The following is a 19,126-nucleotide window of genomic DNA, read 5'->3' as shown; positions in this document are numbered from 1 at the left end:
CCGCGGGCCCCGACGTCGGCGCGGACGGTGAGATCCGGGTCCGCCGAAGGATGGACCCGGTCAGGCGCGCAGGAGCCGGCAGGGGCACCCCGACGAGGCCGCCGGGCACCTGCGCCTGGCCGCCGTCATGACCCCGGTGTACGGCTGAGCCATACCTCCTTCGGCGGACCACGGCCTCGTGCCGTGGGCGGAGCCGGCGCGGCTGCGGGTGTGGTGGGATCGGGCCATGCGACCGCCACCCTGGCTCGGCTCCGGGACCCCCGGCCGGGACCTGATGCTGGCCGGCGCCTCCCTGACGGGCGGGTTGGCGCTGCTCAGCCTCGGCACGCACCTGGCGATCACCCCGCGCGCCGACGTGCCGACGGCGGCCTTCCTGCCGTCGCTGCTGGCCGTCTCGGTGGCGGTCGGCCTGCGCCGGGTGGCCACCCGCACCGGCCTGGCCCTCGGCACGGCGGCGCTGGTCGTCGACGTCGCCCTCGGCACCACCCTCGGCACCGCGCTGATCTACACCCAGGTGCTCTACGACTCCTGCCTGTACGGCCCGCCCCGGCTGCGGCGGTGGCTGTTGCGGGTCGCCGTGGCGCTGAGCCTGCTCGCCGCCGGCGCCGGGACGCTGCTGACCGGTAACTGGCGGGGGGTGGCGCTCGCCGTGCCGGTGGTGCTGGTCGCGGTCCTGCCGGTGCTGTCGGGGATCAGCGTGCGGCAGTACCGGGACCAGGCCGCAGCCGAGCGGGCCCGGGCCGAGCAGACCGCCCGGCTCGCCGAGCTGGACCGGCGGGAGGCGGTCCGCGCCGAACGGTCCCGGATGGCCCGGGAGCTGCACGACGTGGTGGCCAACCACCTCAGCGCGGTGGCCATCCACGCCACCGCCGCGCTCTCCGTGCCGGGGCTGGACCGGGCGCAGGTGAACTCGGCGCTGCGGGTGATCCGGGAGAGCAGCGTGCAGGGCATGGCGGAGATGCGCCAGCTCATCGGGCTGCTGCGGGAGCCGACGCCGGGGGCGGCGGACCCGGCCGAGGAGGCGACGCGGGTCCGCCTCGACGAGCTGGACCTGCTGGTGGACCGGATGCGGGCCGCCGGGCTGGCGGTGCGGGTCGAGGTGACCGGCGGGCCGCGTCCGCTGCCGGTGGGGGTGGACCTGGCGGCGTACCGGATCGTGCAGGAGTCGTTGACCAACGCGCTGAAGCACGGCGCTGGCGAGGCGGAGCTGATCGTGACGTACCGACCGACGGAGGTGGCGGTGACCGTGACGAACCCGGTCCGGGCGGGTGGCGGGGGGCTGGCCGGGGCGGGCGCCGGCCTGATCGGGATGCGCGAGCGCGCGGTGCTGCTGGGTGGCGAGTTCGCCGCCGGCCCGGCCGACGGGCGCTGGCGGGTGCGGGCGGCGCTGCCCACCGGGGAGCCGGCGTGAGCGGCCCTGGCGGGCGGGACGACGACGCGGACGGCCCGGTGCGGGTGGTCCTCGCCGACGACCAGGCGGCGGTGCGGGCCGGGCTGGCGTTGATCCTGGCCGGCACGCCGGGGATCGCGTTGGTCGGCGAGGCCGCCGACGGGGAGGAGGCGGTGCGCCTCTGCGCCGAGCTGCGCCCCGACGTCGCCGTGCTGGACGTGCGGATGCCCCGCCTGGACGGCATCTCCGCCACCCGGGAGATCGTCGCCGGCCGGCTCGCCGACGTGCTGGTGCTGACCACCTTCGACCTCGACGAGTACGTGTTCGGCGCGCTGCGGGCCGGGGCGGCCGGCTTCCTGCTCAAGGACACCGACGCGGACACCCTGGTCGCCGCCGTCCGGACGGTGGCCCGGGGCGAGGGGTTCATCGCCCCGGCGGTGACCCGGCGGCTGATCAGCGCGTTCGCGGCAACCGCGCCGGGGGCGTCGGCCGCCGTCCGGGAGGCGGTGGCCGGCCTGACCGTCCGGGAGCGGGACGTGCTGGCCTGCCTCGGGCTGGGCCTGTCCAACCAGCAGCTCGCCGACCGGCTGGCGATGGCGGAGAGCACCGCCAAGACCCACGTCAGCCGGATCCTGGCCAAGCTCGGCCTGCGCAGCCGCGTCCAGGCCGCGATCCTGGCGCAGGAGCTGGCCCTGCCGGCCCCGCCCGCCGGGGCGCCGTCGGCCCCGCCGCCGAGGGGGTGAGCGCCCGCGCCGCCGGTGCCGTTGACCGGGGACCTCCGCCTTCTGGAAGGCTGGGGGGGTGAGCGAGCCGGGCGGGATCGAGCTGTCGGCCACGCTGCGCCGGATCGAGCGGGCGGCGGGGGCGCTGGCCACCGCCAGCGTGGCCCGGATGGACGAGACGCTGCCCTGGTTCCGGGCGCTCCCGGCCGACCAGCGTTCCTGGGTGATGCTGGTGGCCCAGGCCGGCGCCCGGTCGCTGGTGCAGTGGCTGCGCGAGGGCGGCGGCTCCGCCGACAGCACCCAGGAGGTCTCCGACGAGGTCTTCGCCACCGCGCCGCAGGCGCTGGCCCGCTCGATCAGCCTCCAGCAGACGGTGGCGTTGGTCAAGGTGACCATCGAGGTGGTCGAGGAGCAGGTCGGCACCCTGGCCGCCGAGGGCGAGGAGCAGCGGCTGCGGGAGGCGGTGCTGCGGTTCTCCCGGGAGATCGCCTTCTCCGCCGCCCGGGCGTACGCGCGGGCCGCCGAGTCGCGCGGCTCCTGGGACGCCCGGTTGCAGGCCCTGCTGGTGGACGCCCTGCTGCGCGGGGACTCCCCGGACGTGCTGGCCAGCCGCGCCGCCGCGCTGGGCTGGTCGGACGCCCCGCCGGTCGCGGTCGCGGTGGGCCGTTCCCCCGGCGGCGAGGTGGCCGCCGTGCTGCACACCGCGTACCGGCTGGCCCGGCGGATCGGGGTGGAGATGATCGGCGGGGTGCACGGCGACCGGCTGGTGATCGTGCTCGGTGGGGCGGCCGACCCGCTCGGCGCCGCCGGGAAGCTGCTGCCCGCGTTCGGCGACGGCCCGGTGGTGGTGGGCCCGGCGGTGCCGAGCCTGGACGAGGCGACGGACTCGGCCCGTGCCGCGCTGGCCGGGTTCCGGGCGGCCCCGGCCTGGCCGACCGCGCCGCGCCCGGTGCCGGCGGCCGACCTGCTGCCCGAGCGGGCCCTGGCCGGCGACGCCGAGGCCCGCCGTCGGCTGCGCCACGACGTGTACGCGCCGCTGGCCCGCGCCAGCGGCGAGCTGCTGGAGACCATGGACGCGTTCTTCGCCGCCGGTGGGACGCTGGAGAGCGCCGCCCGGGCGCTGTTCGTGCACCCGAACACGGTGCGTTACCGGCTGCGCCGGATCGCCGAGGTGACCGGGTTCTCGCCGCTGCTCCCCCGGGACGCGTTCGCTCTCCAGGTGGCCCTGACCGTGGGCCGGCTCGACCCGGTGGTGCCCTTGACGGCGAATCAGCCGTTAAGCGGCACGGGCCGGCAAAAGACCGCATAACTATGATCACCGTTACCGATTTCTGTAGGGTTCCTCCAAAGGTTCTAGTGCGGTTTGGTGTCGGTCGCTAGCACCGTGACCGGCGAGTATCCGGAAGAGTCATATCCGTGCTCGCCGTACTCTCACCCGGACAGGGTTCCCAGAAACCCGGCTTCCTGACACCCTGGCTCGACCTGACCGGCGCCGAGGCACGGCTGCGGTGGTGGTCGGCGCTGGCCGGCGTCGACCTGGTCCACCTCGGCACGGCGGCCGACGCCGACGAGATCAAGGACACGGCCCGCACCCAGCCGCTGCTGGTCGCGGCGGCGCTGCTCGCGGCCGAGCACCTGCCGATGCACGACGTCGCACTCACGGTCGGGCACAGCGTCGGCGAGCTGGGCGCGGCGGCGCTCGCCGGGGTCTTCCCCGCCGAGACCGCGATCACCCTCGCCGGGGTGCGTGGCCGGGAGATGGCCGCGGCGTGCGCGCTGGAGCCGACGGGCATGGCCGCGGTGCTGGGCGGGAACACCGAGGAGGTGCTCGCCGCCCTCGACAGACACGGGTTGCAGCCGGCCAACCGCAACGGCGCCGGCCAGATCGTCGCCGCCGGCTCGCTCGCCGCGCTGGACAAGCTCGCCGCCGAGCCGCCCGCGAAGGCCCGGGTGGTCCGGCTGAAGGTGGCCGGCGCGTTCCACACCCCGTACATGGCCCCGGCGGAGGCCGCGCTGGGCGCGGTGGCCGCCGGGATCACCCCGGCCGATCCGGCCCGGATCCTGCTGTCCGACCTCGACGGCGCCGCAGTTGGCCACGGCCGGGAGATGGTGCAGCGGCTGGTCCGCCAGGTCACCTCGCCGGTGCGCTGGGACCTGTGCATGCGCGCCCTCGCCGACCTCGGCGTCACCGGGGTGATCGAGCTGCCGCCGGCCGGCACCCTCGCCGGCCTGATCAAGCGGGAGCTCAAGGAGTCGGGCGTGCCCGAGATCGTCACCCTCAACACGCCGGACGACCTGCCCGCCGCGCGGGACCTGATCGCCCGGCACGGGATGGCCCCGAGCCACGAGCCGGCCATGCGGTTCCGGGTCGTCGTGTCCCCCTCGGTGGGCACCTTCGCGCCGGCCGAAGGGCTGGCCGAGGGCGAGTCGCTGCACACCGGTCAGGTGATCGGGCGAGTCGCCACCCGGCAGGGCCAGGTCGAGGTGACCGCGCACGACAGCGGCCTGCTCACCGAGTGGCTCGCTCACCACGACGACCCGGTCGCGCCGGGCCAACCGCTCGCCCGAATCGGGGGTCAACACTGATGACTGGCAGCCGGATTCTCGCGCTGGGGCACTACCAGCCGTCCCGGATCGTCACCAACGACGACCTCGCCCAGATCGTCGAGACCAACGACGAGTGGATCCGGGACCGGGTCGGGATCGCCAGCCGACGGATCGCCGGCGACGAGACGGTGGCCGACATGGCGGCGGCCGCCGCCGACAAGGCCCTGGCCAACTCCGGGCTCACCGCCGCCGACATCGACCTCGTCGTGGTGGCGACCTGCACCTCGATCGACCGCAGCCCGAACGTGGCCTGCCGGGTCGCCGCGAAGCTCGGCATCACCGCGCCGGGCGCGTTCGACCTCAACACCGCGTGCTCGGGCTTCGCCTACGCGCTGGGCACGGTCGACCACGCGATCCGGGCCGGGGCGTCGCGCAACGCGATCGTCATCGGGGCCGAGAAGCTGTCCGACTTCACCGACTGGACCGACCGCTCCACCTGCATCATCTTCGCCGACGGCGCCGGCGCCGCGGTGGTCACCGCCACGGCCGAGGGCGAGCCGGCCGGGGTGGGCCCGGTGGTCTGGGGCTCGGTCCCGGAGAAGGGCGACGCGGTACGCATCGAGGGCTGGCGGCCGTACGTCAAGCAGGAGGGCCAGACGGTGTTCCGCTGGGCCACCACCGCACTGGCCCCGCTGGCCCTGCAGGCCTGTGAGCGGGCCGGGGTCGCCCCGTCGGAGCTGGCCGCGTTCGTGCCGCACCAGGCCAACACCCGGATCATCGACGGCATCGCCAAGCGGCTCGGCATCCCCAACGCGATCATCGCGAAGGACCTCATCGAGTCGGGCAACACCTCGGCGGCGAGCGTACCGCTGGCGCTGTCCAAGCTCGTCGAGCGCCGGGAGGTGCCCTCCGGCGCCCCGGTCCTGCTCTTCGGCTTCGGCGGCGGCCTGACCTACGCCGGTCAGGTCGTCCGCTGCCCCTGACGTCCGGCCCCTTCCGGGGCCGTTCGCCCGCCGCCGGCACGCGCCGCGCGGCGAGTCCAACCATCGAAAGGAACGCACCAACCATGACCCGTGACGAGATCACCGCCGGCCTCGCCGAGATCCTCGAAGAGGTTGCCGGGGTGAACCCGGACGACGTGGCCGAGGGCAAGTCCTTCACCGACGACCTCGACGTCGACTCGCTCTCCATGGTGGAGGTCGTGGTCGCCGCCGAGGAGAAGTTCGGCGTCAAGATCCCCGACAACGAGGTGCAGAACCTGAAGACCGTGGGCGACGCCGTCAGCTACATCGAGGCGCAGGCCTGATCATGGCTCGCTCCGACGTCGTCGTCACCGGGCTCGGCGCGACCACCCCGCTGGGCGGGGACGTCGCGTCGACCTGGGACGCCATGCTCGCCGGCCGCTCCGGGGTGGGTCCGCTCACCCAGGAGTGGGCCGCGCAACTCCCGGTCCGGATCGCCGCGCACCTCGCCGTCGACCCGTCCGAGGTGCTGGACCGGGTCAAGCTGCGCCGGCTCGACCGCTCCGAGGCCATCGCGATCATCGCGGCCAGACAGGCCTGGGCGGACGCGGGCCTGGCCGACTCCGGGTTGGACCCGGAGCGGCTGGCGGTCAGCGTCGGCTCCGGCATCGGCGGGGCCACCACCCTGCTCGCCCAGGACGACATCCTGGAGGCGTCCGGGCCGCGCCGGGTGTCCCCGCACACCGTGCCGATGCTGATGCCGAACGGCCCCGCCGCCTGGGTGGGGCTGGAGGTGGGCGCGAAGGCCGGGGTGCACGCGGTGGCCAGCGCCTGCGCGACCGGCGCGGAGGCCATCTCCCTCGGGCTGGACATCATCCGCTCCGGCCGGGCCGACGTGGTGGTGGCCGGCGGCACCGAGGCGGTCATCCACCCGCTGCCGATCGCCGGGTTCGCCTCGATGCGGGCGATGTCCACCCGCAACGATGAGCCCGAGCGGGCCTCCCGGCCGTGGGACACCGGGCGGGACGGCTTCGTCCTCGGCGAGGGCGCGGGCGTGCTGGTCCTGGAGCGTGCCGAGCACGCCGCAGCCCGGGGCGCCCGGGTGTACGCGCGGCTGGCCGGCGCCGGGATCACCTCCGACGCGTACGACATCGTGCAGCCGCACGCGGAGGGCGAGGGCGCGATCCGGGCGATCACGAAGGCGGTCGCGGACGCCGGCATCGCGAAGACCGACATCGTGCATGTCAACGCGCACGCCACCTCGACCCCGGTCGGCGACATGCTGGAGATCGGGGCGCTTCGCGCGGCGCTCGGCGACCACCCGGTGATCACCGCCACCAAGTCGATGACCGGCCACCTGCTCGGCGCGGCCGGCGCATTGGAGTCGATCGCCACCATCCTGGCCATCCGCGACAGTGTCATCCCCCCGACGATCAACCTGGACGACCCGGAGGCCGGCCTCGATCTGGACGTGGTCGCCCACAAGGCACGGCACATGGAGATCCCCGCCGCGTTGAACAACGCGTTCGGCTTCGGCGGGCACAACGTGGCTCTCGTCTTCACCCGGCCCTGAGACTTCCGGGGCCCTGAAGGCGGACCTGTCCGGACGACAGGGCCGGCATCGAGTGCGGGTACTACCTGACCGCGACGACGCCGGCGACCGTCCCGCTCCTGGCCCGGGCCAGGAGCGGGACGGCGTGGACTGCGGCTCGGGGGGCAGGCTGGGCTTCAGCTCGATCCCGGGTCAGGCGCGATTGCGGGGGTGCTGCCGCGCGGCGCGTTCGTTGCCCCGGCGGTAGTTGCCGGTCCACCGGGCCATCACCAGTTGCGGGTCTTCGTCGACCTCGGCGAGGAACTCCGCCGCCCGGCCGCCCCGCAGCGTGCCGGCCACCCGGCCGTGGTGCGTGATCACCACTGAACCGTCCGCCCGCTGGGCGTACGCGAAACCCTGTGCTTCTGCCATGCCCGGCACACTCCCACCCCGCCCCCACCTCCCGCACCCCGATTTCGCCCGGCCGCCGGACCCGGGTCATCGCCGCCCTACGCCAGGCGAGGGAGCAACAAGCCAGCGACGTCGAGAGCGCGGCTGATCGGAGACCGGTCCGCGGCGGGGGTCCAGTCCTCGGCCGACCACACATCGGACATGACCGCCTTGACGAATCCCCATGCCACCACCCGGTCCACCGGCATCGCCAGCTCGTCGGCAAGCTGTTCCACCCGCGACGGGACCAGCGCGGCCAACGCCTCGTCGCGATCGGCCGGATCGGGGTTGAACAGCAGCGCGCCGACCTCGTAGCCGGGATCGCCAACGATGCCGTGCGGGTCGATGGCAAGCCACGGCTCGCGGGCCGCGCGCAGGATGTTGTCGTGGTGCAGGTCGCCGTGCAGAACGACACGCTCGGTTGCCGACGCGCACAGCTCACGCATCAGAGCCCCGGCGCGCACGACGAGGTCCAGTGGCAGCGGCCCGGCATCCCCGTGAAGGGCCGCGTAGTTGTCGAACGCCGCAGCCTGGGCCACGGCCTCGGGCAGCGTGCAGCCGGGCGGTGGCGGCACGTGCAAACGCCGCATCACACCAACCGCTGCGGAGGTCGCCTCGCCATCCCGATCAGGCACCAGGTCACGGGCACGCCAACCGGGGGTGACGCGTTCCAACAGCAACGCGCCACGGTCGAGGTCCGCCCGCAGCAACCGGACCGCCCCGCGGCCGGCGAACGCTGCGAGCGCTGGCGCCTCCTCGGCCAGCGACGTGCCGGTCGGCACACCCAGCTTGAGGACAGCTGGCGTCCCGTCCCCGCGGGTGACTGCGGTGACGTAGTGGTAGGAGAGCTCGTACGGCGATCCGACCGTGAGGTCCCAGTCGTTGGCCAATTCCCGCAGGATGGCAGGCAGGTCCGCCAGCCATCGGATGCCGTCATCACCCCAGACTCCCTCGACGTTACGGGCCAACTCCTCGGTGATCACTCCCCAGACAGTAGTCAGCCCTCGCCCCGACCTTGGCGACCGAGCATCCACCCGTACTGAATCAATGGTTTTCATGGTTGGAGAAAATGGCGAAACCGCAGCGCTCAACCCGAAGCGGGATTGACCGTCAACTCCAAGATCCGCCACCCGGATCACCCGCTCATGACTCCATGACGAGGAGTGTCCAGCGCGGAAGCGAAGGCGGCGGTCGCTGAGGAGTCGGCCGGGCTTACTGCAGCAACAGGCCAGGACAGCGGCGGAGCGGCTCGACCTTTTCGTGAAGTGGCTGTAGCTGACGTAGATCATCTCCGCAGGGGGTGCCCCCGGGCTCCGGCAATGTCGCGGGGGGGCCTCTCCCGCGAATGCTCCGGGAAGGCCGGCCACCCCACGCCGCCCCGCACCCCGGGCAGTCGGGCGCCGGCCTGACGAATGCGCCCCGCGCCCGGTCGGGGACCTGTCCTCCGGTCCCTATGGAGCTGCCCCGCCTACGCTCCCACTCCACCGGTAGCACAAACGGGGCAGCTCCATAGGGACCAACGGAGGGTAGGCCAACCCGGCGGACGGCCGCCCCGGCGAAGGTCGACCCGGCGGGGGCCGACCCGGCAGGGGTCGATGGTGTCGGCAGCACGCGCATCCCCCTGAGACCTGCCAGCCGGAGACCCACGACTTTGCCGGGGCCCTGGGGCGCCCCAGGGGCATTGCGTAGGCGCGGGTGCGGTCCCCGGTTGGCCCGGGGACCGTGGCAGGGGTGGAGCTGAGGGCGAGGCGGTCGCTGCCGTGGAGCGGCGCCCACGCCGGGACCCCCAGACCTCCCGATCGAAGCGCTCCCGCCGACTTCGCAATCGCCCTGCCGCGACGCGACCCACGACGAAGACCGGTCCCGAATCCGCACCGGACCTAGCCGGGAGCTTTCTCGGCGAGGATTCCGGTGCCCTGGCCGAGCTCAATGAGATAGTTGTCGGGATCGCGCAGGTAGCACCGGATTTCCACCCCGTGGTCCTTCGGCTCGGTGAGGAACTGTCCGCCCCGCGAGCGCCACAGCTCGTAGACCGCGTGCACGTCGGTCACCCGGACGTTGAGCGCGCTGTGGAGCAGGTTCGGGTCCGTCGGCGCCTGAGCGACGACGGTCGGCTTGTCGTCGGTCGGGCCACCCTCGTCGTTGATGACGAGGTAGCTGTTGTGCAGCCGGAGGATGGCGGGCTGGCGTTCCCGTACCACCGTCGCGCCGAGCACCGTCCGGTAGAACTCACGTGAACGTTCCACGTCCCGCACGATCAACAGGTGGGTGAGCACCATGCCGTGTTCCGGCTGGAAGTAGTCCGGGGCCTCGTTCGTCACTGCCGCCTCCCTCGGGATGGCCCGTCGGGTACCCGCGTACGGCTGTGGCACACCTGGAACGCCTGGTCACGCCCGCCAACAGCCAGGTCCGAGGAGACCCGACAGGCGGCCCTGGTCCGCCGCCCGACCCCGGGTGCTTCCGCACACCCGGGCGGGGCGGGCGGAGCGGAGGGGGCGGGCCGCTAGGGTGGGATCCGCCGAGACCCTGCGAGGAGCACGCCGTGGAAGCGACCGAGATCCGCAAGCTCGCCGCCCTGGAGGACACCCACTGGTGGTACCGGGAGCGGCGGGCCCTGCTGGCCCGGGCGCTGCGCCGGCTCGCCGCCGCAGGCCACTCCCCCGGGCGGGCGCTGGACGTCGGCGCGGCCGGCGGCGGCAACACCCGGGTGCTGCGGGCGCACGGCTGGCGGCCGGTGGCCCTGGAATACAGCGTGGAGGGCGCCGGGGTGGCCCGCGAGCGCGGGCTCGACGTGATCCGGGCCGACGCCCGGCACCTGCCGCTGCCCTCGGCGAGCCTGGGCCTGGTGACCGCGTTCGACATCCTCGAACACTTCGACGAGGACCACCTCGCCACCGCCGAGATCCGCCGCACCCTGCGCCCCGGCGGCGTCGCCCTGATCGCCGTACCGGCCGACATGGCGCTCTGGTCGGCGCACGACGTGGCGGTCGGCCACGTCCGGCGGTACGACCGGGCGTCGCTGCGTGCCGTGGTGGAGAAGGCCGGCCTGGTGGTCGACGAGCTGTGGAGCTGGAACGTGCTGCTCCGCCCGGTGGCGGCCTGGCGGCGGCGGAAGTCCACCGGCAGCGACCTGGACGACCTGAACCCGGTGGTCAACCTGGGCCTGCGGACCATCGTCACCGCCGAGCGGTACCTGCCGGTGCGTTCCCTGCCCGGGGTGTCGCTGATGCTGCGCGCCCACCGCCCGACGGCCGACTGACGCCGACGGCCGACCCGACACGACCCCCGACGGGCGGCTGAGCGTGCCGCCCGACCCGCTAACATCCATCGGCTGTCCGGGGTGGACCGGGCGGCGCGGACGACCACGGGGGACGTAAAACGGTGTTTCGACGTATCGGGGCGGCCGTACTGGCTGTGCTCACCATCGCGACGGCGGCGGGCTGCGCCGAGGACGGGACCCGGCCGTCGGCGGCCCGGGCCGGGGTCGGCCCCGCACCGTCGCCCTTCGTGTCCGGCCCGCCCTGGTACGACGACGTGGCCCCGGCCGAGGCGGGCGTCACCGTCGGGGCGAAGGGCACCCCCTGCGAGCTGCCGATCACGTTCTCGCTGCCGGCCCGGTGGGTCGCCGAGCCGGTGGACGACGCGTCCGGGGTGACGCTGGGCGGGTCGCGGCTGCGCTGCGAGGTCGACGCGAAGCCGGCCGACAACGTGGGGTTCCTGCGGGTCTGGGCGGTCGACGCGGCGCCCCTCGGCGCGCGGGCCTCGCTGGAGGAGTTCCTGGCCGAGTACGGCCGGATCAGCGAGATCGAGTACCGGCGGGTGCGGCGCGGCCCGCTGGACCTGGTGGAGGCCACCTACCTCCAGCAGGACGGGCTGAGCGGGGGCCCGAACCGGCAGCGGGCGCTGGTCGCGAGCACCTCCTCGGGCGGGGCCGTGCTGCTGACCCTCGGCGGGATGGACACCGACGAGTTCGAGGCGATGTTCCCGGCGTACCAGCTCGCCACGAGCACCCTGCGGCCGACCGGCTGAACGACCGGCGGTTCCGGGTGCAGTTGTCGCGGCCGTGGCAACAACAACCGCACCCGGAAACCCGTGAACGGGTCAGCGGGGGGCCGGGACCGCCTCGCGGGCCAGGACGACCGCGCCGAGCAGCGCGGCGTCGTCGGCGAACCCGGACAGCACCACGTCGGGCCGGTACGGCAGCACGGCGGCCAGCCGCTCGACCAGCAGGCCACGGATCAGCTCGCTGCCGGCCACCCCGCCCACCAGCACCACCCGCTGCGGGTCGAGCAGCAGGCAGCAGGTGACCAGGTGGCGGGCCAACTCGTCGACCCGCGCCGTCAGCGCGTCCCGGGCCGGGCCGGGCCGCTCAGCGGCGGCGGCCAGCCCGGCGGCCGTCCCCGGCACCCCGAGTTCGTCGGCGAGCCGGTCCAGCGCCCGGCCGGAGAAGTCCAGCTCCAGCATGGTGCCGGGCCACGGGCCGCCCGCCACGGCGTACCCGATCTCGCCGGCCGCTCCGTGGTGACCGGCCAGCACCGACCCGCGCACGGTGAGCGCCGCCGCGACCCCGGTGCCGAGGCCGACGACCAGGCCGGGGTCGGCGTCGCGGAGCGCGCCGAAGCGCAGCTCGGCGAGGGCGGCGGCGTTCAGGTCGTTGTCGACCGCCACCGCCGGCACGCCGAACCGGTCGCGTACCGCGTCGGCCAGCCGGAGCCGGTCCCAGCCGGGCACGTTCGGGGCCAGGTCGATGCCATCGGGCCGGACCACCCCGGGCGAGGCGATCCCGGCCGCCGCGACCGGGCCGCCGACCTCCCCCACCAGCTTCGCGGCCAGGTCCAGCGCGCGGTCCAGGGCCTGCGGGGCACCCTGTTCGGCGTGCGTCGGCACACGCTCGCAGGCCAGCAGCCGGCCCTCGCCGTCGGCCACCCCGACGGCCATCTTGGTGCCGCCGAAGTCGATGCCGAGCAGCACGGGCGCGTCACCGGCCACCGGCGCGGGCTGGGCGACCCGCCCGGCCAGCCGCACGCTCACAGTTCGGTCCCGTCGGTCGGGTCCGCGACGCCCGCGCTCATCGGGACGCTCGCTCGGCGGCCACGGCGTCCAGCGCCTCGTCGGCCCTGGCCAGCCGGTCCCGCACGGCGGCCAGCCGGCCGGCGACGGTGTCGAAGGTGCCGCGCAGCACGGTCACCTGGGCCCGGACGGCGTACGCGCCGGGGCCGTCGACCTGGGCCCGGTCGAGCACCAGCTCGGGGCGGACGGCGGCGGCGATCAGGTCGCCGATCGCGTCGTCGTCGAGCCGGTCGGTGATGCCCTCGGCCGCCGCCCGGACGCCCTCGGGGGTCCAGGTGTCCGGGGCGCCGCCCCGGACCAGCCGGCCGACCACCGAGTGGGCGGCCCGGAACGGCACCCCGTGCCGGGTCAGCGCGTCCGCGGCTGCCGTGGTGGTGGCCCCGGAGGCGACGATCTCCTCCCGCGACGGCGGCTCCAGCGGCTCGATCTCGGCGAGGAAGCCGCCGAGCAGGGCGAAGAACCGGTCGGCGCGGTCGTTGCTGTCCCACAGCCGCACCTGCACGTCGGTGGTGGCGTTGTTGGAGTCCTCCCACCAGGCCGCGCCGACGTTGTTGAGCACGCTCGCGGCGTCGGCGGCGGTCGCCCCGGCCATCGACACCAGGTGCTCCAGCACCACCGGGTTGCGCTTCTGCGGCATGATGCTGCTGCCCTGGGTGAAGTCGCCCGGGGTGGTCACCCAGCGCCAGGTCAGCCAGTCCATCAGGGTGCGGGCCAGCCGCGCCCCGGTGGCCAGGGCCTGCGCGTTGAGGGTGCCGACCCGGACCAGGTGGTCGGCGCCGGCCACCGCCTCGTACGAGTTGGTGACCAGGCCGCCGAAGCCGAGCAGCTCGGCCACCCGGGCGGGGGCGATGTCCAGGTCGGTGCCGGCGAACGCGCAGGAGCCCAGCGGCGAGGTGTTGATCTGGTCGATCAGGTCGGCGTACGCGACGGCCTCACCGGCCAGGGCCTCGGCGTACCCGGCGAGGGCGTGGCCGATGGTGGTCGGCTGGGCCGGCCGGCGGTGGGTGTAGCCGGTGATGACCACGTCGGCGTACCGGTCGGCGGAGGCCAGGGCGGTCGCCCCGGCGGCGAGCACCCGGTCGAGCACCCCGAGGAGCTGGTCGCGCAGCAGCATCCGGAACACCCCGGCGTCGAGGTCGTTGCGGCTGCGCGCCATCTGCACGTCCAGCTCGGACGTGGGGATGCCGCACGCCTCGGCGATCCGCTTCTCCATGAGGTAGTACGTGTCCTCGAAGCTGCCGTCGAAGGCGGGCGCGGGGCCGGTGTCGGCGCGCAGCTCCGCCAGCCCGCGCAGCAGCCGGGCGCCCCGCGCGGCGGGGATCAGCCCCTGCTCGGTCAGCATGACCACGTGCGCCTGGCTGGCCCGCACCATCGCCGGGTAGAGGTACCCGACGTGGTGGTCGTATGTCGGCCGCAGGTGGTGCCGCTGGTAGGTGGTCAGCGCGGGTGTGCTCATCAGGAGTCTCTGCTTCCTTCCAGGCCGGGTGCGGCGCTGTTCGCCGCGCCCGGACGTCAGCCGGTCTACTCGTGCACGCCGAGCAGGCGCTCGGCGTTCCCGGCGAAGATCGCGCCCAGGTGGTCGTCGGGCAGGCCCAGTTCCCGGCAGATCCGCAGCTGGTCGTCGAGGTAGCGGGTGACGTACCCGCGCGGGAACCACGACGAGTCGCTGCCGTACACGATCCGGTGCGGGCCGATGGTCTCGTAGCAGCGCCGGAACAGCTCCTCCAGCGTGAGCTTGTACGGCATCCAGCGCACCCACTGGTTCGACCCGGACGTGTCGACGTGGATGTTCGGGCAGCCCCAGGCGGCGAAGAGCAGGTCCTGCACGTGCTGGACGCCGAAGTGCGGCACCACCACGGCCAGCTCGGGGAAGCGGCGGGCCATCCGGGCCAGCTCGTCCGGGCCGCCGTACCGGCCGTGGGACAGGCCGCCGGCGCTGCCGTAGTGCCCGATGTGGATCAACACCGGCACGCCGAGCCGCTGGGCGGTGGACCAGAGCGGGTCCAGGTCGGCGTGGTCGAGGGGCCCGCGCAGCAGCGGGGCGAACAGCTTCAGCCCGCGCAGGCCGCGCTCGGTCACCGCGCGGTCCAGCTCGCCGGCCGCGTCGGGACCGTACGGGTCGTGGTGGGCGAAGCCGAGCAGCAGGTTCGGGTGCCGGTCGACGACGTCGGCGACGGTGTCGTTGCCGCCGCCGGTGACGAAGACGGCCCGGCGGACGTCCACCCGGCGCAGCTCCTCGGCCCACCGGTCCGCCTCGTCCTGCCAGCGCTCGGCCGGGGGCTCCGGGTCGGGGAAGGCCCACGCCTGCCGCCACTGCCGGGCGTACGGGGCGGAGCCGGCGGCCCGGACGGCCCGCTCGTGCTCCCCGCCGGGGTGCATCCCGGCGGCGTGCTCACACGCCTGGATGGTCGAATCCACGCCGATGCGGAAGTGCAGGTGGAAGTCGACGATGTCGAGTCCCCGGTCGACGGTCATGATCCCCCCTCGGTCGGTTCGCGGGCCGGCGACGGCGCCGGGGTGGCAGCCGTGCTCGGCGCGGGGTCACCGGCCGGCTCCGGCAGCGGGTCGGCGGTGGGCGGGGCGGGCGGCGGGGCGGCCACCCAGGCGGCGACGATCTCGCGCAGCCGTGTCCCGGCCAGCTCCCGCACCCGCCGGCCGGCGGGCTCGTCGGCCAGCGAGATGTGCCCGGACCAGCCCTGCCACGGGTCGGGCCGGGACTCCACCAGCACGTACGGGTGGGTCACCGGCAGCTTCGGCTTCGGCGGCAGGTCGTCGACCGCGCCGAGCCGGACCGCGCCGGGGTCGAACCCGAGCACCCCGGAGGTCTCGTACGCCCCGCCGTGCCCGCGCGAGACCAGCGGGCCGTACAGCTCGGCGGTCTCGGCGGGGGTGACGAGCTGGAACCAGTTGACCAGCAGCAGGCTGGCGGTGCGCCGCCCGGAGACCCACTCCATGGCGGCCCGGACGGTGGACATGTTGGCGTCGTGCCCGTTGACGATGAGCAGCCGGGGGAAGCCGGCCGCGACGATGCCCTCGATCACGTCGGCCAGGTAGCCGACCGCGATCTCGGGCCGGATCGCCACGGTGCCGGGCCAGGGCCGGGTCTGGCCGGGACAGGCGGCGTACGGGACGGCGGGGAAGAGCACCCCGCGCGGGCCCGCCGCCGGTCGGCCACCGGCCGGGGTCGCGGCCTCGTCCGGGGTCCCGCCGCCGGACGAGGCCGCGTCGTCCCCGGCCGGGAGCGCGCCGGAGCGGGTCGCGCTCTCGGCGGCGAAGCCCTCGGCGAGGATCAGGTCGGTGCCCAGCGGCAGGTGCGGGCCGTGCCACTCGACCGCGCCGACGGGCAGCACCGCGAAGTCCGCCGCCCCGGCGACCGCCGCGAGTTCCCCGCCGGGGACCCGGGCGACCGGGACCAGCCCGCCGTGGGCGAGCCAGGCGGCCACGTGGTCGCCGTCGGGGATCACGCCGGTCACGCCGTCCACTTCGCCGCCTCCCGGGTCGATCGTCCGCCGCCCTCCAGCCGACCGGAGACCACCATCACCACGAAGATCAAAACCACCTGGAGCATGCCGTACGCGGCGGCGGTGCCGACCTCGAACGAGTACATCCGGTTGTTGATCTCCACCGAGATCGGTGCGGTCTCCGAGGTGTAGATGAGCACCGAGGCGACGAACTCGCCGACGCCGTGCACGAAGGCGAGCAGCGCGCCGGCCAGCACGCCCGGCAGCATCAGCCGCAGGGTGACCGTGCCGAACGCCCGCCACCAGGACGCGCCGAGGTTGCGGGCGGCCTCCTCCAGCGACGGGTCGAGCTGCGCCAGGGCGGCCGAGCTGGACCGGAACACCAGCGGCAGGAACCGCACGAAGTACGCCAGCGGCATGATCCAGAAGGTGCCGATCAGCACCTGGCCGAAGCTGAACGCGTTGCCGGTGCTGAACGCCGAGATCAGGTTGATCGCCACCACCGTGCCGGGCAGCGCCCAGGCCAGCATGACCGCCACGTCCAGCAGCCCCCGGCCGCGGAAGTTCAGCCGGCGCACCGCGTACGCGATGAGCACGCCGACCACGACGCAGGCGACGGTCGCGATCAGGCTCATCTGGAGCGAGTTCAAGATCGGCTGGAACGCCCGGGGCTCGGAGAAGATCGTGACGAAGTTCTGCATCGTGTACTGCGCCGGGATCACCTCGGTGGTCCACGAGCCGTCCGCGGAGAACGCCACCAGGGCGATGGTCGCCACCGGGGCCAGCAGCACGGCCGTGGCCAGCAGCGACGCGGCCAGGGCGAGCCACTTGCCCAACGGGTTGGTGATCTCGCGCCGGTGCGCGGCGACCCCCTTGGACTGGGAGCGGTAGCTGCGCCGCCCCTCGTACCAGCGCATGCCGAGCAGGAACAGCACCGAGACGACGCCGAGCACGGAGGCGTACGTGGAGGCCATCGGCAGGTCGCCGTTGGTGCGGTTGATGTAGATCTGCATGGTCATCGTCTGGTCCACCCCGAACAGCAGCGGGGCGGTGTACGACGCCAGCGAGGTCATGAACACCAGCAGCGACGCGGAGACCAGCGCCGGGGTGAGCATCGGCAGCAGCACCGTGCGCCAGACCCGGACCCGGCTGGCCCCCAGGTTGTACGCCGCCTCCTCCACCGACGGGTCCATCCCGCCGAGCGCCGCCGAGGCGGACAGGTAGAAGTACGGGTACATGGTGAACGTGTGCACCACCAGCACCCCGGCGATGCCGCTGAACGGCAGCACCGGGTTCTCCGTGCCGAAGAGCTGCTGGAGGCCGCGCGGCAGGATGCCGGTCTCGCTGTAGAGGAGCTGGAAGGAGATCGCCCCGATCAGCGGCGGCAGGGCCGCCGGCACCAGGATGATCGCCTCGATCAGCTTGCGCCCGGGGAACGAGAAGCGCTTGAGCAGGAACGCCATCGCCACGCCGACGATCCCGCAGAGCAGCACGCTGGCCGCGGAGATGATCAGCGAGGTGAACAGGGAGGACCGGGCCACCCCGTCGCTGGTGAGGAAGCTGCCGTAGTTCTCCACCCCGTCCACGCCGACGCTCTCGGCGAAGGTGGCGAACATGGGCTGCACCACGTACCCGAACAGGACCAGCACGAGCGGGAACACCAGCACGTACGGGAACCAGCGGGAGCCGGTGCCACCGACGAACCGGGCGGCGAGCCGGCGGCGCGGGCCCGGTGGCGGCGTCGGGTCCTTCGTCACCGGCGCGACGGTGGCCGGGGTGGGGGTCGCGGGGATGGTGCTCACGGGCGCACCACCCACATCCGCTCACGGTTGAGCCGCAGCCCGACCTGGTCGCCGACGGCGATCCCGGCGGGCACCTCGACGGCGGCCACCTGCACCTGTTCACCGGCGGTGTCGACGACCAGGTTGGTGGCCATGCCGGTGAACTCCAGGTCGACGACCCGGCCGGGCAGCGCCCCCGGGTCGGTGGTCGAGGTGAGGCCGATGTGCTCGGGGCGCACGGACACCAGGGCGGTCTCCCCCTGGCTCAGGCCGTGGTCGGCGGGCCCGGGGACGACGATCTCGCCGCCGCCGGGCAGCCCCACCGTGACGGTCTCCCGGGTGGCGGCGAGCACCGGCAGGGTGAGCACGTTGCTGCGGCCGATGAACCGGGCCACGAAGCTGGTGGCCGGGCGGTGGTAGATCTCCTGCGGGGCGCCGATCTGCTGCACCCGGCCGGACTGCATGACCGCGATCCGGTCCGACATGGCCATCGCCTCGGCCTGGTCGTGGGTGACGTAGATGCCGGTGGTGCCGGCTTCCTTCTGGATCCGGCGGATCTCCGTCCGGGTCTCCTCGCGCAGCTTGGCGTCGAGGTTGGACAGCGGCTCGTCCAGCAGCAGGGTCTTCGGCCGGATGACCAGTGCGCGGGCCAGCGCCACCCGCTGCTGCTGGCCGCCGGACAGCTCGTCGATGCGTCGGTCGCCGTACCCGGCGAGGTGCACCTGGCCGAGCGCCTCCTCGACCCGCCGCCTCGACTCGGCCCGGTTGACCTTGCGGATCTTCAGCCCGTACGCGACGTTCTGCGCGACGCTCATGTGCGGGAAGAGCGCGTAGTTCTGGAACACCATGCCGGTGTCGCGCTTGTTCGGCGGGCGCCGGGTGACGTCCTCCGTGCCGAACCGGATCCGGCCCGAGGTGGGGAAGTAGAACCCGGCCACCATGCGCAGGGTGGTGGTCTTGCCGCAGCCGCTCGGGCCGAGCAGGGTGAAGAACTCCCCGGCGGCGATGGTGATGTCGACGTCGTCCACGGCTGCGGTGTCGCCGCCGCGCGCGAAGCGCTTGCTCACCGACTCCAGCGTGACATCGATCATGATGTCTTCTCCTTCTGCGGTACCGGATCGGGGCCGGTCGGGTGACGGGTGACGGGTGCCCGGGGGGCGGGCACGTGACGCCCCCGGCGGGGAAGGGCTCCCGTCCGGGTGCCCCGCGAGC

18 protein-coding genes are annotated in these 19,126 nt (G+C 74.2%); 9 read left to right on the top strand and 9 right to left on the bottom strand.

The window, feature by feature from the left end; genetic code table 11:
• The first annotated feature begins 226 nt into the window (after positions 1-226).
• The 7 genes from GVV04_RS28035 (at position 227) to fabF (ending at position 7,194) form a co-directional block, all read left to right on the top strand.
• Entirely contained in the window at positions 227-1,411 is a 1,185-nt protein-coding gene (locus GVV04_RS28035) for a sensor histidine kinase (RefSeq protein WP_161691988.1), read from the top strand.
• Positions 1,408-2,133, top strand: coding sequence for a response regulator transcription factor (locus GVV04_RS28030; RefSeq protein WP_328822610.1), 726 nt, complete (start codon positions 1,408-1,410; stop codon positions 2,131-2,133). The genes GVV04_RS28035 and GVV04_RS28030 overlap by 4 nt, the downstream gene beginning before the upstream one ends.
• Before the next feature lie 58 nt (positions 2,134-2,191).
• On the top strand, positions 2,192-3,421 hold the full coding sequence (locus tag GVV04_RS28025; RefSeq protein WP_161691987.1) for a PucR family transcriptional regulator: 1,230 nt from the start codon (positions 2,192-2,194) through the stop codon (positions 3,419-3,421).
• Between the two features lie 107 nt (positions 3,422-3,528).
• The gene (locus GVV04_RS28020) at positions 3,529-4,698 is read left to right on the top strand and encodes an acyltransferase domain-containing protein (RefSeq protein ID WP_161691986.1); all 1,170 of its coding nucleotides are present in this window, start codon (positions 3,529-3,531) and stop codon (positions 4,696-4,698) included.
• On the top strand, positions 4,698-5,642 hold the full coding sequence (locus GVV04_RS28015) for a beta-ketoacyl-ACP synthase III (RefSeq protein ID WP_161691985.1): 945 nt from the start codon (positions 4,698-4,700) through the stop codon (positions 5,640-5,642). Before GVV04_RS28020 ends, GVV04_RS28015 begins: the two co-directional genes overlap by 1 nt.
• Positions 5,643-5,725: 83 nt before the next feature.
• Positions 5,726-5,965 carry an acyl carrier protein gene (locus GVV04_RS28010; RefSeq protein WP_161691984.1) on the top strand — a complete coding sequence of 80 codons (240 nt, stop codon included), beginning with the start codon at positions 5,726-5,728 and terminating at the stop codon, positions 5,963-5,965.
• 2 nt (positions 5,966-5,967) lie between these two features.
• A complete protein-coding gene (gene fabF, locus GVV04_RS28005; RefSeq protein ID WP_161691983.1) occupies positions 5,968-7,194 on the top strand; it encodes a beta-ketoacyl-ACP synthase II in 1,227 nt (408 codons plus the stop codon).
• A 171-nt stretch (positions 7,195-7,365) separates the two neighbouring features.
• Here fabF and GVV04_RS28000 read toward each other — a convergent pair whose 3' ends face one another.
• From GVV04_RS28000 to GVV04_RS27990, 3 genes are all read right to left on the bottom strand, one after another.
• Complete coding sequence (locus GVV04_RS28000) at positions 7,366-7,584, bottom strand: hypothetical protein (RefSeq protein WP_161691982.1); 219 nt, start codon at positions 7,582-7,584, stop codon at positions 7,366-7,368.
• 77 nt (positions 7,585-7,661) lie between these two features.
• Complete coding sequence (locus GVV04_RS27995) at positions 7,662-8,585, bottom strand: aminoglycoside phosphotransferase family protein (protein WP_161691981.1); 924 nt, start codon at positions 8,583-8,585, stop codon at positions 7,662-7,664.
• An 897-nt stretch (positions 8,586-9,482) separates the two neighbouring features.
• Complete coding sequence (locus tag GVV04_RS27990) at positions 9,483-9,923, bottom strand: VOC family protein (RefSeq protein ID WP_328822609.1); 441 nt, start codon at positions 9,921-9,923, stop codon at positions 9,483-9,485.
• A gap of 221 nt (positions 9,924-10,144) precedes the next feature.
• On the opposite strand from GVV04_RS27990, the gene GVV04_RS27985 reads away from it, so the two are divergent.
• Together GVV04_RS27985 and GVV04_RS27980 are read left to right on the top strand one after the other, a co-directional pair.
• Positions 10,145-10,861, top strand: a complete 717-nt coding sequence (locus GVV04_RS27985; protein ID WP_161691980.1) for a class I SAM-dependent methyltransferase — start codon at positions 10,145-10,147, stop codon at positions 10,859-10,861.
• A 122-nt stretch (positions 10,862-10,983) separates the two neighbouring features.
• A complete protein-coding gene (locus GVV04_RS27980) occupies positions 10,984-11,631 on the top strand; it encodes a lipoprotein (protein WP_161691979.1) in 648 nt (215 codons plus the stop codon).
• 72 nt (positions 11,632-11,703) lie between these two features.
• On the opposite strand, the gene GVV04_RS27975 is transcribed toward GVV04_RS27980, so the two are convergent.
• The 6 genes from GVV04_RS27975 to GVV04_RS27950 all read right to left on the bottom strand — a co-directional run bounded on the left by GVV04_RS27975 (position 11,704) and on the right by GVV04_RS27950 (position 19,005).
• A complete protein-coding gene (locus GVV04_RS27975; RefSeq protein ID WP_328822608.1) occupies positions 11,704-12,633 on the bottom strand; it encodes an ROK family protein in 930 nt (309 codons plus the stop codon).
• Between the two features lie 37 nt (positions 12,634-12,670).
• The gene (locus GVV04_RS27970; RefSeq protein ID WP_161691978.1) at positions 12,671-14,128 is read right to left on the bottom strand and encodes a lyase family protein; all 1,458 of its coding nucleotides are present in this window, start codon (positions 14,126-14,128) and stop codon (positions 12,671-12,673) included.
• A 65-nt stretch (positions 14,129-14,193) separates the two neighbouring features.
• Positions 14,194-15,147 (bottom strand): amidohydrolase family protein, encoded by a 954-nt coding sequence (locus tag GVV04_RS27965; protein ID WP_161691977.1) that lies wholly within the window; start codon positions 15,145-15,147, stop codon positions 14,194-14,196.
• The gene (locus GVV04_RS27960) at positions 15,144-16,145 is read right to left on the bottom strand and encodes a creatininase family protein (RefSeq protein WP_328822607.1); all 1,002 of its coding nucleotides are present in this window, start codon (positions 16,143-16,145) and stop codon (positions 15,144-15,146) included. Before GVV04_RS27960 ends, GVV04_RS27965 begins: the two co-directional genes overlap by 4 nt.
• Positions 16,142-17,935: an ABC transporter permease gene (locus tag GVV04_RS27955; RefSeq protein ID WP_328822606.1), complete on the bottom strand. Its 1,794-nt coding sequence runs from the start codon at positions 17,933-17,935 to the stop codon at positions 16,142-16,144. Before GVV04_RS27955 ends, GVV04_RS27960 begins: the two co-directional genes overlap by 4 nt.
• Positions 17,932-19,005, bottom strand: a complete 1,074-nt coding sequence (locus tag GVV04_RS27950) for an ABC transporter ATP-binding protein (protein ID WP_161691976.1) — start codon at positions 19,003-19,005, stop codon at positions 17,932-17,934. The genes GVV04_RS27955 and GVV04_RS27950 overlap by 4 nt, the downstream gene beginning before the upstream one ends.
• Between the last annotated feature and the right edge of the window lie 121 nt (positions 19,006-19,126).

Origin of the sequence: Micromonospora rubida (assembly GCF_009908295.1) — a bacterium.
In the GTDB taxonomy this organism is placed as follows: domain Bacteria; phylum Actinomycetota; class Actinomycetes; order Mycobacteriales; family Micromonosporaceae; genus Micromonospora; species Micromonospora rubida.
This window is presented reverse-complemented; position numbering and strand designations above follow the sequence as displayed.